This window comes from Archaeoglobus neptunius (assembly GCF_016757965.1).
GTDB classification, from domain to species: Archaea; Halobacteriota; Archaeoglobi; order Archaeoglobales; family Archaeoglobaceae; genus Archaeoglobus; species Archaeoglobus neptunius.
The window spans coordinates 64,229-81,098 of record NZ_JAEKIW010000004.1 but is presented as its reverse complement, the minus strand read 5'-3'; the positions used below and the strand labels follow the sequence as shown (position 1 = coordinate 81,098).

The following is a 16,870-nucleotide window of genomic DNA, read 5'->3' as shown; positions in this document are numbered from 1 at the left end:
GAATATGGAGGATATTAGTTTGAAAGTTGCTGAAGCTTACTATCGTGATGTTGGAAGGGGGATCGCAAGAATCGATCCTGCAGTAATGGAGAAGCTCGGACTGCAAAGTGGCGACATAGTGGAGATAGTGGGAAAAAGCTCGGTACCGGCAATAGTATGGCCCAGCTATCCGGAGGACAGGGGCACGGGTATCATCAGGATAGACGGCAATCTCAGAAGTAATGCTGGGGTGGGTATCGACGACAGGGTTAAGGTAAGAAAGGTAAAGCCAAAACCCGCTGAAAAAGTCACTCTAGCACCTACAGAGCCTGTAAGGCTGATGGGTGGTGAAGCATACCTGCTAAGACTGCTGGAGGGAAGACCGGTTATCAGGGGGCAGAAAATAAGGGTGGAAGTTTTCGGTCACACGCTGACCTTTGTGATCACAGCCACAAAACCTTCCGGAGTGGTTGTGGTTTCAAGAAAAACCGCAATTGAGCTGAAGGAAAAACCGGTGGAAGAAGTTAAAAGGGCAGTTCCCGACGTCACCTACGAGGACATCGGAGGTCTGAAGAGAGAACTTAGGCTCGTCAGAGAGATGATAGAGCTGCCTCTGAAGCACCCCGAACTCTTTCAGAAGCTCGGAATTGATCCGCCAAAGGGTGTGCTGCTTTACGGTCCGCCCGGAACCGGCAAAACTCTGATTGCCAAGGCCGTTGCCAATGAAGTTGATGCACATTTCATAACAATAAGCGGTCCGGAAATAATGAGCAAGTATTACGGTGAGTCTGAGCAGAGGTTGAGAGAAATTTTCGAGGAGGCAAAGGAGAACGCTCCGGCAATAATATTCATCGACGAAATTGATTCAATTGCTCCGAAAAGAGAGGAAGTTACTGGTGAGGTTGAGAGAAGAGTTGTGGCTCAGCTACTCGCCCTCATGGATGGACTTGAAGCTAGGGGGCAGGTGATCGTCATTGGTGCTACCAACCGTCCGGACTCTCTTGATCCAGCGTTGAGAAGACCCGGAAGATTCGACAGAGAGATAGAGATTGGAGTGCCGGACAAGGAAGGAAGAAAGGAGATACTCGAAATTCACACAAGGAAGATGCCTCTTGCAGAGGATGTCGACCTCGAAGAGCTGGCGGATCTGACAAATGGATTTGTCGGTGCGGACCTCGAGGCTCTCTGCAAGGAGGCCGCAATGCACGCTTTGAGGAGGGTGATACCGGAGCTGGACATTGAGGCAGAGGAAATCCCTGCAGAGATAATTGAAAACCTGAAGGTGACAAGAGACGACTTCATGGAGGCATTGAAGAACATTGAGCCATCGGCAATGAGAGAGGTACTTGTGGAAGTTCCCAGTGTTAAGTGGGAAGATATTGGGGGTCTGGAGCATGCAAAGCAGGAGCTTATGGAGGCAGTTGAATGGCCTTTGAAGTATCCGGACGTCTTCAGAGCCGCAAACATCAAACCGCCGAGAGGAATACTGCTATTCGGACCTCCTGGAACCGGAAAGACGTTGCTGGCGAAGGCTGTTGCCAATGAGAGCAATGCAAACTTCATAAGCGTGAAAGGACCAGAACTCCTCAGCAAATGGGTGGGTGAGAGCGAGAAACACGTCAGGGAGATGTTCAGAAAGGCAAGACAGGTTGCCCCCTGTGTTCTGTTCTTCGATGAGATAGACAGCCTGGCACCAAGAAGAGGAGGCATCGGGGACTCGCATGTGACAGAAAGAGTTGTAAGCCAGTTGCTCACTGAATTGGATGGTCTGGAAGAGCTGAAGGACGTGATAGTAATTGCGGCAACTAACAGACCGGACATGATCGACCCCGCATTGCTCAGACCGGGAAGAATAGAGAGGCACATCTACATCCCGCCTCCCGATAAAAAGGCGAGGGAAGAGATATTCAGGATCCATCTCAGAGGAAAACCGCTTGCTGATGACGTAAACATTGAGGAGCTAGCAGAGATGACTGAGGGATACAGCGGTGCGGACATCGAGGCAGTATGCAGAGAAGCAGGAATGCTGGCGATAAGAGAGCTGATAAAACCGGGCATGACAAAGGATGAAGCTAAAAAAGCTGCTGAAAAACTCAAGATTACCCGGAGACATTTCGAAGAAGCGTTGAAGAAAGTGAAGCCCAGCCTTACCAAAGAAGACATAAAGAAGTATGAAAAAATGATTGAAGACTTTCACAGAATGTATGCTTAAAATTTTTGAGGAGGTGATGAGATATGGTGTGGAGGAGGAGAAGAAGAGACTGGGATGATGAATGGGACATATTTGACGAGTTTTTTGGAAGGTTCAGGATAGATGACATCTTCGAAAAAATGATGAGAGATATTGAGGAAGTGTTCAGAAAAGCTGAAATGGGTGAAATAAAGCCAATAGTCAGAGGATTCTCAATCAGAATCGGTCCAGATGGGAAGCCTGAAATCAGAGAATTCGGAACAAAGCCAACCATCAGGGATACGGGCATAGAGGAGAGAAAGCCACTGGTAGATGTGATCGAGACAGACAATGAAGTTCAGGTTATAGCCGAGATGCCGGGTGTGAATAAAGAGGACATTGAGCTGAATGCCACTGAAAGATCCCTCGAAATCAGGGCTGAAGGGGAGAACAGAAAATACTACGAGACCGTTGAACTGCCGGTTGAGGTAGAACCGGATTCTGCAAAGGCTAGATATAACAACGGAGTGCTGGAGGTAATCCTCAGAAAGAAGACGCCAAAGAAGGGCGGTAAGAGAATAAAGATCGAGTGATCCCTCCAATTTTTTTGCTGACATAATTTATCCAGGGGCAGAAAGTTGTCAGAATGCCACTACAATGGCTGGAGTGATGTTCGTGCTAGCAGGCCGGGTTCAGCTATGCCCAACAGAAGAGTTTATAAACACATCAAAACTAGCAATCTAGAGCTCCGGTGGTGTAGCCCGGCCAATCATTCCGGCCTTTCGAGGTCTGCCGAAGAAAGCCGGCGACCCGGGTTCAAATCCCGGCCGGAGCATTACCCTTTGAATTTTATTTCCACACAAGGCTCCCGGAGACATGCTTTTATGTTCCGCAATACCGGTGATCCTGCGGGGTTCAGGATATCTGGTGATATTCATCTACAGTCATAAGGTTACCGAAGGCTCTGCTCACAACCTCGCTCAACGCAGGATGAATGTGCAGAGCATTTGTTATTGCCCGGTAATGAACTCCCATAGACATTGCTGTCACTATTTCCTGTATCATCACGGAAGCTGACCTTCCCACTATGTGTGCCCCAAGTATCCTGCCATCCCTGTGCACTATAACTTTGGCGAATCCGCTCAGGTTAAGGCCAATGCCAACACCAGTCGAGCTGAACTCTTCATAACCAACTAAAACGTTTTCCTTTCCGAATTTCTCAACTGCCTGCTTCTCCCCCATCCCTACGCTCGCAACCTCGGGCTGGCAGAAAACTGCGTGCGGAACGACAGAGTAGTCCATTTTTATTTTTGCATTATGGAAGGCGTTGAGGTAGGCCACAATGGCTTCTCTGTTCGCAACGTGTCTGAACATGTGCTTCCCATTGGCATCCCCTATCACATAAATTCCGGGCACGTTCGTTTCCAGGTATTCATCAACCTTTATCCAGCCGTCCTTCGTCGTCTCTATGCCTGCATTTTCAGGCTTCAATATGTCTGAATTGGGGGCTCTTCCAACAGCCACAAGTATTTCCTCACATTCTATCTCCCTTCTTCCCTTCATTCCTTCTGCAACCACAATCCTTCTACCTTCCTTTCTTTTAACCTCAACAACCCTGTGAGATGTGAGAACGGTCGCATGATGCACAAGCTCATCCTCAACCGCCCTCGATATTTCCGGTTCCTCACTGTGCAGTATTCTTGGCATCATCTCCACAATCGTGACGTCACATCCAATTCTCGCAAAAAAACTGCCATACTCTACTGCAACATATCCGCCACCTATGACGGCGAGGCTGTCAGGCATTTCCCTTAGGTTCAGGATCGTATCGCTTGTGAGATAGCCGGCATCACTCAGCCCTTTTATTTTTGGAACAAGAGGTCTGGATCCCGAACCGATGAAAATTTTTTTAGAAGTTATATCCTGTCCATCAACGGAAAGTACATGCGAGGATTTAAATTTGGCAATTGACCGGTAGTAGTCTATATTATCTGAAGCTCTAAGAGCCTTCTCTATCTCTTCGCTTTCAGGATAAATACTGTTCCTCATCCGTTCCATTACTTTCTCAAAATCAACTCTCTCAACTCCTGCTATGATGAGATCAGAAAGTTTCTCAAGGTCGTAGAGAACATCTGCCAGAGAGACTATCAGCTTGGAAGGTATGCAGCCTCTTGTGAGACATATTCCGCCCGCACGATCCTTGTCGATGACGGCAATTCTGGCATCGGGTTTTTCATTGAGGAGACTCTCCACAACAATCATTCCCGAACCCGTACCTATTACAATTGCATCATATTTCTTCATTGAGAATTTACTGTCAGTGACCAATAAGTTATTTGCGGCCGTGGTGGTCAGCACCAGATGGTACCCTTAAAACGATTTCAACTCTTTCAGCAAAAGTTTCATAAACATCTGCGAAGTTGAACGTTTATTGCCGGGGTTGCAGAGAGGCACTGCGCCAGCCTTGAGAGCTGGTGCCCGTAAGGGCTCGTGGGTTCAAGTCCCACCCCCGGCGTTTTTATCAGAGTTAAAAGGAAATGACGAGGGCTGTAGGAATGCGAAAGATTTTGTCCGACAATCTAGGCAGGTAGATGATTCGAAGCAGGAGTCTTTCACCACTCTTCCCATCTCTCACCAGTCAGCATGAGCTTCAATGCCTTTTGTTTTTTTCAATCATCAAAGCAGATTAGTTGTTGCATCACTCACACCGATACACCATACGAGTGACCACACCCACAATGTTCACTGAACCTTTTCCCATTTGTACAGCTCAACAACATCTGCCAGTGTTCTGCCTTTTTCCTCGATCTCCCCCCTAATTCTGTCTTCTGATTTCTTGACCTCCAATGCCCTTCTCGCTATCTCGTAAGCCCTCCTCTTTGGAATTACCATAACCCCATTGTCGTCAGCAATGATCCAGTCCCCGGGATTTACCTCTATTCCACCGCAGATTATCTTGACATTGATTTCACCAAAACCCTTCGGCTCCCCTGCGTTTGGCACCTCCTTTCTGGCGAACACAGGGTATCCGAGATCTCTGATGTCATCAACATCCCTCACAGCCCCATCTATGATAACACCTGCAATCTTCCTGTTCAGACAGCTTCTCGTGGCAAGCTCCCCCCATACTGCCGCAGTGTCTCCCGAACATTTGATGACGAGAACGTCTCCCTCGCCAGCAACGTTTATGGCCTCGACAGTTTTTGCCCAATCTCCATCCATTGTACTTACAGTTACAGCTTTACCCACCACCTTCTTGCCCCGCACAAGCGGATAAACCCCGTTCATGGCTCTTGCCCTGTGCATGGCATCGCTCACGTTTGGGGTGGAAACCTCCATCAGCAGCCGCCTTATCTCCTCGTCAAGGGTTTTTCTTTCCATTCGAATCTCCGCTTTCTCGGAAGCCCTGTCTATAGCCTCTCTTATCTTTCTTGCAGACTCCGTCACATTTCTCGATTTTACGATGTTGCTCCCCACGATGACAATACTTGCACCCATCGCCACACATGCCGCTGCCCTTTCGGCATCAAGTCCTCCGGCGGCCGCCACCGGTATGGATGCGTTTTTCACAACATCGCCCAAGACCTCGAGGGGGTCCAGACCCTTCATCTGCTGATCGATACCGACATGAACATTAAGATAGTCAACACCGAGTTCTTCAACCTCCTGCGCTCTTTTTACAGGTTCAGGAACATTTATTAAGTCAACCATCACTTCACAGCCGTATTTTCTCGCAGCCCTTATGGCCTCCGCAATTGTATCGTCATCGGAAAGGGCTAAGATAATAACCACATCAGCTCCGCTTTTCGCAGCCATTTCAACCTCAACAGCACCGGTATCAATTGTTTTCATATCAGCAAGGATTTTGTGACCTTTATACTTTTTCTTCAGTTCCCTGATTGCATTCATACCTTCGCTTTTAATTAATGGCGTTCCAGCCTCAATCCAGTTCGCCCCACCTTCTATCGCCTCTCCAGCAATCTCAACAGCCCTTTTGAGTTCAAGAAGGTCGAGAGCAACCTGAAGGATAGGTCGGTTCATGGAACGATATTGCTCTGCAGGAAATTTAATCTTTTTTAAGGGATTATGTCCGGTGGAAGGATAGGTTTTAAAACCCCCGGATGAATATAATTCGTGGTGAATCACCCCTGCATTATACAGGTAAGGGATGTTAAGCCCGAAAAAATTAAAATCGTGAAAACCATGGCTTTAAAAACCAACGCCAAAATAGAAAGTTCCAGATATGGGCTGGACATCTATTTTGAAGATGTTAACGAGGCCAGAAAACTAATCTCCAAGCTAAGGAAGACCATGAAGTTCAGAATCAAGATGAGCACAAAGTATGCAGGATTGAGAGGAAGCAGGGTTAGGGTGCTTTTTGTTTACTCTTTAAGGGGATGCTGATGAGAGTTTCCGTGAACGAATTCTGGAGAATCAGAAGGGAACTTAGAACCATCCGAGATATTGGAAAAATGCAGTATCCAAGAGGAATGCTTCACTGCATTCTTCAGCAGAAAAAGGTCGAAAGTGTAAAACGCAAGTATCATACATTCGCAGATAAAATTCCTGAGATCGTGGACTTCTGGGAGAGGAACAAGAGCTTTCCCAAGTGGCTGACCCTGCCACCAGTGATGAAAATAAGACTTTTGATGAAGGGAATGGGCTATTCTGCAAAAACGATTAACAGAGCTTTAAGAGATCCCGAAAATACGGTTGAGGATGAACAACTTGCAGAGAAGATAAAAGATGCCGTGCTGAGAGACTACGTGTACTCTCCCATTGCCGCAAGACTTCAAAGGGCCAGAGGCAGGCTTGGAGAGATGGCTCTGGCATATGAACTTGAGAAGAAGGGTTTGGAATTCAAAACAGAGAGGGACCTGAAAGGGCTGTTCAGAAAAACCCCCGACTTTTATTTCGACGAACCAGTAGAATTCCTTGGCAAAAAGCTGAAATGGATAGAGAGCAAGGCACTGTTTGGGGATCCGCTAAGCCATGATCTCTACTGGAGAAAGCAGTACTCCAAATACCACGAAATGTTCGGTGAAGGGCTTGTGGTCTACTGGCTGGGGTGCATTGAAGGACTTGAAGTTAGTGATGGCTCGGAATTCAAAAACGGATACAGAAATTCTCTGCTGGACATGCTTCTTTACATTACCGACTCAAAGGATGAGAAGTATGCCGAAAGACTCGATGCTGTTTTTGTGGAAACCAACGAGAGTAACTCGATTCTTGCAGCGGAGAGGATTGTGGACGCATACGCCAGAGGACGGGTACTGGCCTTCACCGATAAAAAGAGAGAAGTTTTGAGAATTTTGAGGAATATGGGGTTCGATGTTGTGGTTATTTAGAATTTTATCATGCTCTGCCCGTTTTTACCCCTCGGGGTTGGAACGAACTCGACGCCCGGATGTCTCTGCATCATTGGCTGAGGGTACAGTTCCATAAGCTCGTAAACCTCGACCGGTACATCAGTTGAAACATTCAGCCCCAGACCCCTCAGGACATCCAGTGTCAAAGGATAATCATGAGTCCATCTTCCCTCTGTGAGTATTCTTGAAACTTCTTTCGCCTTCTCCTCGTCCATTTTACTCTTTAGCAGCTCAAAAACGGTTTCTCTGACCTGTTTTATGGCTTTTTCAGCAATATCTGCCATGATAAGTGTCTGATCATCAATATCCTTCGGTTCCTTTTTCTCAATAGCCCTCAAAATCGATGGAGCTGGAAAGTTCATCAGTTGGGGATCAACAGGGCCAAGGACAGCATGAGGGTCCATCAGAATTTCGTCCGCTGCCAGAGCTATAAGCGTTCCTCCACTCATGGCATAGTGCGGGACAATCACTGTGGTTTTCGCCGGATGATCGTGCAGAGCTTTTGCTATCTGAGTTGCAGCCAAAACGAGTCCACCCGGCGTGTGAATGATCAGGTCTATTGGCTTGTCCTTTGGCGTGTTCCTTATTGCCCTGAGAACCTTCTCCGAGTCATCAATATCAATGAATCTGTAAATGGGGATGCCGAGAAATCCAATGCTCTCCTGTCTGTGTATCATCGTAATTACATTGCTGCCTCTTTTCTTACCAATGGCCTCCATCAGCCTTCTTCTGGCCACCAGCAACTTCTGGTGTTTAAGCTGCGGGGCGAAAATGAGGTAAAGGAAAAGCAGTATCCACACCAGACCGCTCAGTGATGCCATTGAGTCTGCGTAACCGGTCATTAAGTTTTTTAACAAATTTTAAGATAAATAGTTTTCGTATGGAAGCGTTATGCACGACAAAACATATCATAAACTATTTAACTTTATGAATTGAATTGAATATGGTGATTTTATGGCTGGAGGGTATATGGGCAAGATTTTGAAAGTGAATTTGACCGATGGTAGCATCAATGAGCTGCCCCTTAATGAAGAAATAGCAAGAAAGTACCTCGGCGGAAAGGGTTATGCTGTAAGGTTGCTCTATGAGTACCTTACCGAGTACGAAAAACTTGGTCTGGCTCCTGAAGACATCAACCCGTTTGGAGAGTATAACGTTCTGATATTTGCAACAGGTCCGGCAACTGGAGTTACCGGCTTTCCAGAGTCGGGAAGATACCACGTGATGACCCTGAGAAGTCCTCTTACAGGAGGAATTGGCTCGGCAAACAGTGGAGGGAGATTCGGACCATACATGAAGTTTGCCGGATACGATATGATAATTGTCGAGGGAAAGAGCACAGAACCAGTTTATCTCGAGATTACTGATGGATCTGCGGAGATAAAGAATGCAAATGATCTCTGGGGCAAAAACACGTTTGACACAACAAAGGTGCTGACAGAGAGAGTTGGAGGGGGATGCAGCGTTGCATGTATTGGGCCAGCAGGTGAAAATCTGGTTCACTTTGCATGCATAATCAACGAGGAACACAGGGCTGCCGGCAGGACAGGAGTGGGGGCAGTTATGGGTTCGAAAAAGCTCAAGGCCATCGTTGTTAAGGGCGACAGAAAGCCTGAAATCGCAGAACCCGACGAGTTCAAAAAAGCTTCCAGAGAGGCCATGGATAAAATAAAAAAGAATCCGATTACGGGCGAAGGGTTGCCGAAATACGGTACGGCAGTACTTGTCAACGTTATCAACAATGCCGGGGCTCTGCCGTTCAAAAACTGGCAGGAGGCCTATCATGAAAGGGCTGACGAAATCAGTGGAGAGACAATGGAGGCGAAGTATCTGAGAAAAAGAGTTGCATGCTGGGGATGTGCAATTGGGTGCGGAAGAGCCACGGAGGTGAAAACCGGCCCATTCCAGATATTCAACACGGAAGGTCCTGAATACGAATCCATCTGGGCTCTGGGAAACGATACCGGAGTGATCAACCTCGAAGCCATAATCAAGGCCAACCATCTCTGTGATGAGCTTGGCCTAGATACGATATCAATGGGTTCAACGATTGCCTGTGCAATGGAGCTCTACGAAAAAGGCCACGTGAAGGATGAGGATCTGCAGGGTCTTGACCTGTCGTTCGGAAAAGATGGTGCGATGGTCGAAGCCGTGTGGAGAACCGCCTACAAGTCCGGATTTGGTAAGTATCTGGCACTCGGCAGCAAAAGGCTCGCTGAGATGTTCGGTGCTCCTGACCTTTCGATGAGCGTGAAAGGACTTGAAATGCCAGCCTACGACCCCAGAGGAATTAAGGGTATAGGCCTCAACTACGCAACCGCAAACAGGGGCGGGTGCCATGTTACCGGCTACACGGTCTCACCGGAGATAGTGGGGCTACCGGAAAAGATAGACCCGCTTACCTATGAGGGGAAGGCGGCATGGGTCAAGGCTTTTCAGGACTTTACATGCGTTGTTAATTCTGCAGTGAACTGTCTGTTCACCACATTCGCGCTGGGAGCGGATGACTATGCCGTTATGCTGTCCAAGGTAACCGGATGGGATCTAAATGCGGACGAAATAATGAGAATTGGAGAAAGAATTTACAACCTCGAAAGGATGATAATAAACAGGTTCGGATTCGATGGCAGGTATGACACTCTCCCAAGGAGATTGCTCGAAGAACCGCTTAAAGAAGGGCCTGCCAAGGGACAGGTGGTTGAGCTGGACAAAATGAAGGAAGAATACTACCAGCTACGTGGATGGGTCGACGGCAGACCAACAGAAGAAAAACTGAAAGAGCTGGAAATTCCCTAATGTACTATTTCCTCTATTATTTTATTCATCTCTTCTGCTTTTGATCTCAGAATTTCAAGGGCCTTTTTCATCACTGTTTTGACGGGAAGAGCTCCTGTGCCCTCCACGGTGAACAGAAAGTTGTTCGTCTCTCTAACCGCTATTGCATTCTGTTCGCAGATCTCGACACATTCCATGCACATGGAGCAGCTCATAACGTCCCTTACTCTTACTTTGTCTCCTTCAATATCAAATACACCTCTTGGGCAGGTTTCGATACAGTCTCTGCATCCATTGCAATTTTCGTTTATTTCGATTTCTGGTATAATCTTGTATGCACAGATAGAAACTGGCTGGAACTTCGCATGCTCTCTCCCTGTCCCCAATCTCGCAACAGCCTCGAGCATCAACTGCTGACCCTTGAAGAGCTCAAGAACGGGTATGTTGTCCATTGCAAATACTATCTCAGGATCATCACTTATGAAGTCTCCCGAATACACGACTTTGGGACCTTCGACATTCAGTCTGAATGAGATCTGACAGTTTGGGCATCCTTCGCCACCACAGACGCACTTGTCCTGCATGCTGAACCTTTCAAGATCCGTTTTTATCGGCAACATCCCCAGACGATGTGCTATAACTTCATCGTAGAGGTAGCTGGAGTTCAGATAGAAATCCACGTAATCAACAGCGAGAGCAGGCACATGTGCCTTCATTGCCCTCCTGAATGAGTTTGCCAAAGCTGGTGAGGCGTTCTTTAAAATAAATTTTACCTTGAATTCGCTCTCTTCCAAAAACTCGATTTCAGGCCTCATCAAACTCTCCTGCCCCTCTTACCACCTGGTGGTCTCGTACCATCATGTGGTATAGGCGTCACATCTTCTATTCTTCCAATTTTAAGTCCAGCTCTTGCCAGAGCCCTTATTGCAGCCTGAGCTCCTGGTCCAGGTGTTGTGTGCTTGTTACCACCCGGAGCCCTGACCTTTATGTGCACACCCTCAATCCCCTTCTCCTTGGCGATGGCTGCTGCCCTCAGAGCCGCCTGCATTGCTGTGTAGGGATTTCCTTCATCCCTGTCTGCCTTAACGATCATTCCACCGCTTATCCTGGTTATGGTCTCACTCCCTGTTATATCGGTTATGGTGATGATTGTGTTGTTGTAGGAGGAAAAAATGTGTGCAATCCCCCATTTCCCACCTTTCTTCTTCTCCGCCATCAGACCACCTCAGACGATTTTGCAAGTGGAGAGTTTTTATACAATGAAATTTTACTTTCAAGGTCCTTTGTAACGATGAAGCTCGGAGATGTCACCTTTCTTCCATCTACAGCAATATGACCATGGGTTATGAACTGTCTGGCCTGCTTGATCGTTTTTGCAATTCCCTGCCTGTAAACCATTGTCTGCAATCTTCTCTCAAGGAAATCCTCAACAGAGAGATTCAGAATGTCATCAAGAGTGGCATTTTCAGGAAGTATACCCATCTTGTGCAGCTTTTTTATTACCGTCTGGGCCTTCGCCTTTGCTATTTCACCCTCCTTGCCCGGAAGACCGATTTCTGCCAGCAAATCTCTCGCAACTCTTCTGTATTTTCTCAGCAGATTCTGGAATCTCCATAGCTCTCTCTTGTTTCTAAGACCATACTTGACAACAAGCTGGACTTCCTTCTCCAACCTTGCCTTATCCCATGGATGGGTCGGAGTGCTGTACTTTTTCCGGTGTCTTTTTGGATCGCCCATAAAAATCACCTCTTCCTCCTAACAACACCAACGGTCCTTCCAAATCTACCGGTTGATCTTGTTCTCTGCCCTCTGACCTTTTTGCCCTTTGCATGCCTCACTCCACGATAGCACTTCATCTTTATCATCCTTTCAATATCCAGCATTCTGGCGAAGTCGACATCCTTTGACAGCAGATGGAGATCATTTCCTGAATAAGGGTCCTTCCTTCTGTTGAGGAGCCACGACGGCAAAGATTCTATCTGCTCCTCCACAAACTTTTTCACTTTCTCGATGGTTTCATCATCGAGCTCTCCGAGTTTTGCTCTGCCATCCACTCCCAGTTCGTTGACTATGCATCTCGCTGCCCTCAATCCAATACCTTTTATCCCGGTCAGAGCGAACATCAAACTCTTATTCCCGTCAAGATCCGTATCCGCAATTCTCACGATATGCTTGAACGTCATAACATCACCGCTAAGAAAACGGACTCCTCCAAGGATATTTAAAGGTTATGTGCCCGCCATGATTTCATGTCTATCACCCACAACACCGTCCACTTTCTACCAACATCGAACATTAACATCTCCTCAAGTTTCCGAACCTTCTCAGCCCAGATCCACAACAGTTCCAGATCATCTGTCCTTTCAACCCGAACATTCAAAACCTTCAGGGACCCGGCAGTTTGATGAATCTTTCTTTTACAACTGCGAGATATATCAAACCACAACAAAAGCTGTTATTACCACAACCCGGCCATCAGAACACTAAATATCACAAAACTTTTTTTCTCTGCCCGCAGTCTCTAACCAGTGAAGGGATTACCATCATCACTTAGAAGCAGAAAAAGATATATTGCCTTCAGGATTATAGCTGAGAGGGAAGTTGACGAGAGGTCACTTTCAAGAGCAGTGATGGAGTCGATGGTCTCACTGTTCGGCGAGTGCTTTGCAGCGGGAAGTGGACTGAGGCTTGAATATTTCGATGGCAGCAAGGGAATCCTGAGATGCTACCACAACGCGCTTGAAAAAGTGATGATGGCATTCACGCTGCTCGATAAAATTGGAGATGTCAGAGTAATTCCGCTGACAATAGGTGTCAGCGGAACGATAAAAAAATGTAAAAGGAAATATTTGGAGGTGTAAGTATGCATTTACCCCAGATGGGATATGATAGAGCAATTACAGTCTTCAGCCCGGATGGAAGACTGTTTCAGGTGGAATATGCAAGAGAGGCAGTCAAAAGGGGAGCTACGGCGATTGGTATTAAATGCAAAGACGGAGTCATACTGATTGCAGACAAGAGAGTCGGCAGCAAGCTTCTTGAGGCCGATACGATAGAGAAAATTTACAAAATAGATGAGCACATCTGTGCCGCCACATCAGGTCTGGTGGCAGATGCTCGAGTACTGATAGACAGAGCGAGAATTGAGGCTCAGATTAACCGTCTGACGTACGACGAACTCATAACTGTTAAGGAACTGGCAAAGAGAATCTGCGATTTCAAGCAACAGTACACGCAGTTTGGAGGAGTCAGACCGTTTGGTGTTTCTCTGCTTATTGCAGGCGTTGATGACGTTCCCAAACTGTACGAGACAGACCCGAGTGGGGCTTTACTGGAGTACAAAGCCACAGCTATTGGAATGGGCAGAAATGCTGTAATTGAACACTTCGAAAAAGAGTATGACCCAGAGATGAGTTTTGATGACGCTCTCGTTATGGGTCTGATTGCGATGGGGAAAGCGATAGAATCCGAGATATCGGCAGAAAATATCGAAGTTGGATATGTAAGAACTGAAGACAGAAAATTCAAAGAGATGACTGTGGAAGAACTGAAACCGTATGTCGACAGGGCAAATGAAAGATTGACGGAAGAGTTGAAGAAGTAACGATAGTATGGTATCCCTCGAAAAAGCTGTAATCGCAAGACTCAAGAAGGGTGGAGAGGAATTTGAAGTTCTGGTGGACCCCTATCTTGCGAGAGATTTGAAAGAAGGAAAGGATATAAACTTTGAAGAGCTGCTGGCGGCAGAAGAAGTGTTCAAAGATGCAAAAAAAGGAGAAAGAGCATCATCTGAAGAACTGAAAAAGGTTTTCGGCACGAATAATATTTTTGAGATTGCCAGAAAAATTATTCTGGAAGGAGAAGTCCAGATTACTGCAGAACAGAGAAAAGAGATGCTTGAAACAAAAAGAAAGCAGATTATAACATTTATAAGCAGAAATACAATAGATCCAAGGACTAATGCGCCCCATCCCCCGTCAAGAATAGAGAGAGCCATGGAAGAGGCGAAGGTTCACATTGACATTTTCAAGTCTGTTGAGGCACAGGTAAAGGACATAGTAAAAGCCCTGAAGCCCATACTTCCCATGAAATTTGAGGAAATGGAAGTGGCGGTTAAAATTCCGCCAGAATATACAGGAAAGGCAATTTCTGCCCTTTACAATTTCGGAGGGGTAACCAAGGAGGAATGGCAGAAGGATGGTAGCTGGATCTGCGTAATGCGCATCCCCTCGGGAATGTACGGTGAACTTATGGACCTGCTGGGTAAGGTCGCCAAAGGTGAGGCTCTTACAAAAGTTTTAAGGAGGATAGGATAATGAGAAAAATCGTTCTTCCGGGTGATTTGCTCTCAACAAACCCCAGAGCTGCTGGTTACGGTACCTATGTTGAGGGCGGCAAGGTTTACTCAAAAATTATCGGTCTTGTTGACGAGACCGATACTCATGTGAGGGTTATACCCCTCAAGGGGAGATACACACCATCTGTGGGAGACGTGGTTATCGGAATAGTTAGAGAAGTTGCTGCAAATGGCTGGGCAGTCGATATCTACTCTCCCTATCAGGCATTTCTACCTGCATCAGAAAATCCGGAGATGAAGCCCAACAAGAAGGCAAACGATGTTCTGGATATTGGAGATGCAATTATCGCCAAGGTTCTGAACATCGATCCAAAGATGAAGGTCACGCTTACGATGAAAGACAGGATATGCAGGGCCGTGAGGTTCGGCAGGATCGTTGCAATAAATCCCGCAAGGGTTCCACGAGTTATTGGAAAAAAGGGGAGCATGATCAAACTGCTGAAGGGCGAGCTGGATGTTCAAATTGTTGTGGGACAGAACGGTCTGATCTGGGTGAACGGCGACAGGAGAAAGGTATCGATTGCTGAAGAAGCAATATATCTGATTGAGGAGGAGGCCCACACCGAGGGTCTAACGGATAGGGTTGCAGAATTTATAAAAAGGAGGAAGGCTGATGTCGGAACCTGAAAAGTTAATTGTAGATGGTCTGCGTCTTGATGGCAGGAAGTTTGATGAGCTCAGGCCCATTAAGATAGAGGCCAATGTTTTAAAGAGAGCTGACGGGTCATGCTACCTTGAAATGGGTAAAAACAAGGTGATAGCTGCTGTGTATGGGCCAAGGGAGGTGCATCCAAGACACCTTCAGGACCCGAGCAGGGCAGTGATCAGATACCGTTACAATATGGCCCCTTTTAGTGTTGAGGAGAGAAAAAGGCCTGGGCCGGATAGAAGAAGCATAGAGATTTCAAAAGTGAGTAAAGAAGTTTTTGAAGCGGTTATAATGAAGGAACTGTTTCCCAGAAGTGCGATCGACATATTCGTTGAAGTCCTGCAGGCTGATGCAGGAAGCAGGACGGCATGCCTTAATGCAGCAAGCGTCGCCCTTGTTGACGCTGGAGTACCGATGAAGGGGATAGTAACATCGGTTGCTGTCGGGAAGGCAGATGGTCAGCTTGTTCTGGATCCCATGAAGGAGGAGGACAATTACGGCGAGGCAGATTTGCCGTTCGCATTTCTGATCAGAAGCGGTAAAATCGAGTCGATTGCTCTGCTTCAAATGGATGGATGTATGACCAGGGAAGAGGTCAGACAGGCGGTAGAGCTGGCAAAGAAGGGAGCGTTGAGAATATACAAAATGCAGAGAGATGCAATACTCAAGAGATACCTTGAAGCAGAAGAGGAGATGGAAGAAATAGCGGAGGGAAGAGAAGATGCCTGAAGACATACTTATCGACATTAAGAGAGACTACGTGCTCTCAAAGCTGAGAGATGGGGGAAGAATTGATGGTAGAGCCTTCAATGAATTCAGGAAAGTGGAGATCATTCCAAACATCGTGGAGAAGGCGGAGGGTTCGGCTCTGGTAAAACTCGGAAACACCCAGGTTGTTGTGGGAGTCAAAATGCAGCCTGGGGAACCGTATCCCGATACGCCCGATAAAGGAGTTATCATCGTAAACGCTGAACTTGTGCCACTCGCATCCCCCACCTTCGAGCCCGGTCCTCCTGACGAGGGATCTATCGAGCTTGCCAGGGTTGTGGACAGAGGTATCAGAGAAAGTGGAGCAGTGGATCTCTCAAAACTGGTAATCGAGGAAGGAGAGAAGGTGTGGATAATTTTCGTTGACATTCACGCCCTTGATGATGACGGAAATCTGCTTGACGCATCTGCTCTGGGTGCTATAGCCGCACTGCTGAACACCAGGGTGCCTGCTGAGAGATTCGAGCTTGGAGAGGACTTTCTGCTTCCTGTAAGGGATCTACCCGTTTCTGTCACCTCACTAATTGTCAACAACCGATACCTCGTGGATCCGTGCAGAGAGGAGATGAGCGTTGGCAAAAATACGCTGACGATATCAACGGATCAGGATGACAACGTTGTTGCTATGCAGAAAAGCGGTGGATACTTGCTCAGCGAGCAGCTTTTTGATGAGCTCCTGGACGTAAGCATAGAATGTGCGAAAAAGCTGAGAGAGAAGTTGAAAGAGATTTAACCTAAATTTTTATTATACACCTCCATCTGATAATTGTAATCACAAGATTTAAATGGTTTAACAATCATAT

The 16,870-nt window shown here is 46.9% G+C and carries 19 protein-coding genes and 2 tRNA genes; 13 read left to right on the top strand and 8 right to left on the bottom strand.

Annotated elements, in window-relative coordinates; translation table 11 throughout:
• The first annotated feature begins 4 nt into the window (after positions 1-4).
• From JFQ59_RS03865 to JFQ59_RS03855, 3 genes are all read left to right on the top strand, one after another.
• Positions 5-2,191 (top strand): CDC48 family AAA ATPase, encoded by a 2,187-nt coding sequence (locus tag JFQ59_RS03865; protein ID WP_202319092.1) that lies wholly within the window; start codon positions 5-7, stop codon positions 2,189-2,191.
• A gap of 23 nt (positions 2,192-2,214) precedes the next feature.
• Positions 2,215-2,742 carry an archaeal heat shock protein Hsp20 gene (hsp20, locus tag JFQ59_RS03860; protein WP_202319091.1) on the top strand — a complete coding sequence of 176 codons (528 nt, stop codon included), beginning with the start codon at positions 2,215-2,217 and terminating at the stop codon, positions 2,740-2,742.
• A 152-nt stretch (positions 2,743-2,894) separates the two neighbouring features.
• Positions 2,895-2,984 (top strand) — tRNA-Glu (locus tag JFQ59_RS03855).
• A gap of 80 nt (positions 2,985-3,064) precedes the next feature.
• On the opposite strand, the gene JFQ59_RS03850 is transcribed toward JFQ59_RS03855, so the two are convergent.
• The gene (locus JFQ59_RS03850; protein WP_202319090.1) at positions 3,065-4,453 is read right to left on the bottom strand and encodes a dihydrolipoyl dehydrogenase; all 1,389 of its coding nucleotides are present in this window, start codon (positions 4,451-4,453) and stop codon (positions 3,065-3,067) included.
• A 129-nt stretch (positions 4,454-4,582) separates the two neighbouring features.
• Here JFQ59_RS03850 and JFQ59_RS03845 point away from each other — a divergent pair.
• Positions 4,583-4,664 (top strand) — tRNA-Ser (locus JFQ59_RS03845).
• A 227-nt stretch (positions 4,665-4,891) separates the two neighbouring features.
• Here the strand turns inward: JFQ59_RS03845 and hxlA are convergent.
• Positions 4,892-6,190: a 3-hexulose-6-phosphate synthase gene (hxlA, locus tag JFQ59_RS03840; RefSeq protein ID WP_202319089.1), complete on the bottom strand. Its 1,299-nt coding sequence runs from the start codon at positions 6,188-6,190 to the stop codon at positions 4,892-4,894.
• 96 nt (positions 6,191-6,286) lie between these two features.
• On the opposite strand from hxlA, the gene JFQ59_RS03835 reads away from it, so the two are divergent.
• Together JFQ59_RS03835 and JFQ59_RS03830 are read left to right on the top strand one after the other, a co-directional pair.
• A complete protein-coding gene (locus JFQ59_RS03835) occupies positions 6,287-6,553 on the top strand; it encodes an NMD3-related protein (RefSeq protein WP_330999837.1) in 267 nt (88 codons plus the stop codon).
• Positions 6,553-7,497, top strand: coding sequence for a TPD domain-containing protein (locus JFQ59_RS03830; protein ID WP_202319087.1), 945 nt, complete (start codon positions 6,553-6,555; stop codon positions 7,495-7,497). The genes JFQ59_RS03835 and JFQ59_RS03830 overlap by 1 nt, the downstream gene beginning before the upstream one ends.
• Here JFQ59_RS03830 and JFQ59_RS03825 read toward each other — a convergent pair.
• Positions 7,494-8,360 carry an SDH family Clp fold serine proteinase gene (locus JFQ59_RS03825; RefSeq protein ID WP_202319086.1) on the bottom strand — a complete coding sequence of 289 codons (867 nt, stop codon included), beginning with the start codon at positions 8,358-8,360 and terminating at the stop codon, positions 7,494-7,496. The genes JFQ59_RS03830 and JFQ59_RS03825 overlap by 4 nt on opposite strands.
• 112 nt (positions 8,361-8,472) lie before the next feature.
• Between JFQ59_RS03825 and JFQ59_RS03820 the strand changes: the two genes are divergently transcribed.
• On the top strand, positions 8,473-10,314 hold the full coding sequence (locus JFQ59_RS03820) for an aldehyde ferredoxin oxidoreductase family protein (RefSeq protein ID WP_202319085.1): 1,842 nt from the start codon (positions 8,473-8,475) through the stop codon (positions 10,312-10,314).
• On the opposite strand, the gene JFQ59_RS03815 is transcribed toward JFQ59_RS03820, so the two are convergent.
• Genes JFQ59_RS03815 through JFQ59_RS03795 form a run of 5 tightly spaced genes read right to left on the bottom strand, consistent with a single transcriptional unit; the run spans position 10,311 to position 12,673 of the window.
• On the bottom strand, positions 10,311-11,108 hold the full coding sequence (locus JFQ59_RS03815; protein WP_202319084.1) for a DNA-directed RNA polymerase subunit D: 798 nt from the start codon (positions 11,106-11,108) through the stop codon (positions 10,311-10,313). The genes JFQ59_RS03820 and JFQ59_RS03815 overlap by 4 nt on opposite strands.
• Positions 11,108-11,509, bottom strand: a complete 402-nt coding sequence (locus JFQ59_RS03810; protein ID WP_202319083.1) for a 30S ribosomal protein S11 — start codon at positions 11,507-11,509, stop codon at positions 11,108-11,110. Before JFQ59_RS03810 ends, JFQ59_RS03815 begins: the two co-directional genes overlap by 1 nt.
• Positions 11,509-12,030, bottom strand: coding sequence for a 30S ribosomal protein S4 (rpsD, locus tag JFQ59_RS03805; protein WP_202319082.1), 522 nt, complete (start codon positions 12,028-12,030; stop codon positions 11,509-11,511). Before rpsD ends, JFQ59_RS03810 begins: the two co-directional genes overlap by 1 nt.
• 5 nt (positions 12,031-12,035) lie before the next feature.
• Positions 12,036-12,476: a 30S ribosomal protein S13 gene (locus JFQ59_RS03800; RefSeq protein WP_202319081.1), complete on the bottom strand. Its 441-nt coding sequence runs from the start codon at positions 12,474-12,476 to the stop codon at positions 12,036-12,038.
• Between the two features lie 38 nt (positions 12,477-12,514).
• Positions 12,515-12,673, bottom strand: coding sequence for a hypothetical protein (locus JFQ59_RS03795; RefSeq protein ID WP_202319080.1), 159 nt, complete (start codon positions 12,671-12,673; stop codon positions 12,515-12,517).
• Between the two features lie 148 nt (positions 12,674-12,821).
• On the opposite strand from JFQ59_RS03795, the gene JFQ59_RS03790 reads away from it, so the two are divergent.
• Genes JFQ59_RS03790 through rrp42 form a run of 6 tightly spaced genes read left to right on the top strand, consistent with a single transcriptional unit; the run spans position 12,822 to position 16,800 of the window.
• Positions 12,822-13,154 carry an Rpp14/Pop5 family protein gene (locus JFQ59_RS03790; protein WP_202319079.1) on the top strand — a complete coding sequence of 111 codons (333 nt, stop codon included), beginning with the start codon at positions 12,822-12,824 and terminating at the stop codon, positions 13,152-13,154.
• Positions 13,155-13,156: 2 nt separating this feature from the next.
• The gene (psmA, locus tag JFQ59_RS03785; RefSeq protein WP_202319078.1) at positions 13,157-13,897 is read left to right on the top strand and encodes an archaeal proteasome endopeptidase complex subunit alpha; all 741 of its coding nucleotides are present in this window, start codon (positions 13,157-13,159) and stop codon (positions 13,895-13,897) included.
• A 7-nt stretch (positions 13,898-13,904) separates the two neighbouring features.
• Positions 13,905-14,609 (top strand): ribosome assembly factor SBDS, encoded by a 705-nt coding sequence (locus tag JFQ59_RS03780; protein ID WP_202319077.1) that lies wholly within the window; start codon positions 13,905-13,907, stop codon positions 14,607-14,609.
• Entirely contained in the window at positions 14,609-15,277 is a 669-nt protein-coding gene (rrp4, locus tag JFQ59_RS03775; RefSeq protein ID WP_202319076.1) for an exosome complex protein Rrp4, read from the top strand. The genes JFQ59_RS03780 and rrp4 overlap by 1 nt, the downstream gene beginning before the upstream one ends.
• Positions 15,264-16,028, top strand: a complete 765-nt coding sequence (gene rrp41, locus JFQ59_RS03770) for an exosome complex exonuclease Rrp41 (protein WP_202319075.1) — start codon at positions 15,264-15,266, stop codon at positions 16,026-16,028. Before rrp4 ends, rrp41 begins: the two co-directional genes overlap by 14 nt.
• A complete protein-coding gene (gene rrp42 / locus JFQ59_RS03765) occupies positions 16,021-16,800 on the top strand; it encodes an exosome complex protein Rrp42 (RefSeq protein WP_202319074.1) in 780 nt (259 codons plus the stop codon). Before rrp41 ends, rrp42 begins: the two co-directional genes overlap by 8 nt.
• Positions 16,801-16,870 lie beyond the last annotated feature (70 nt).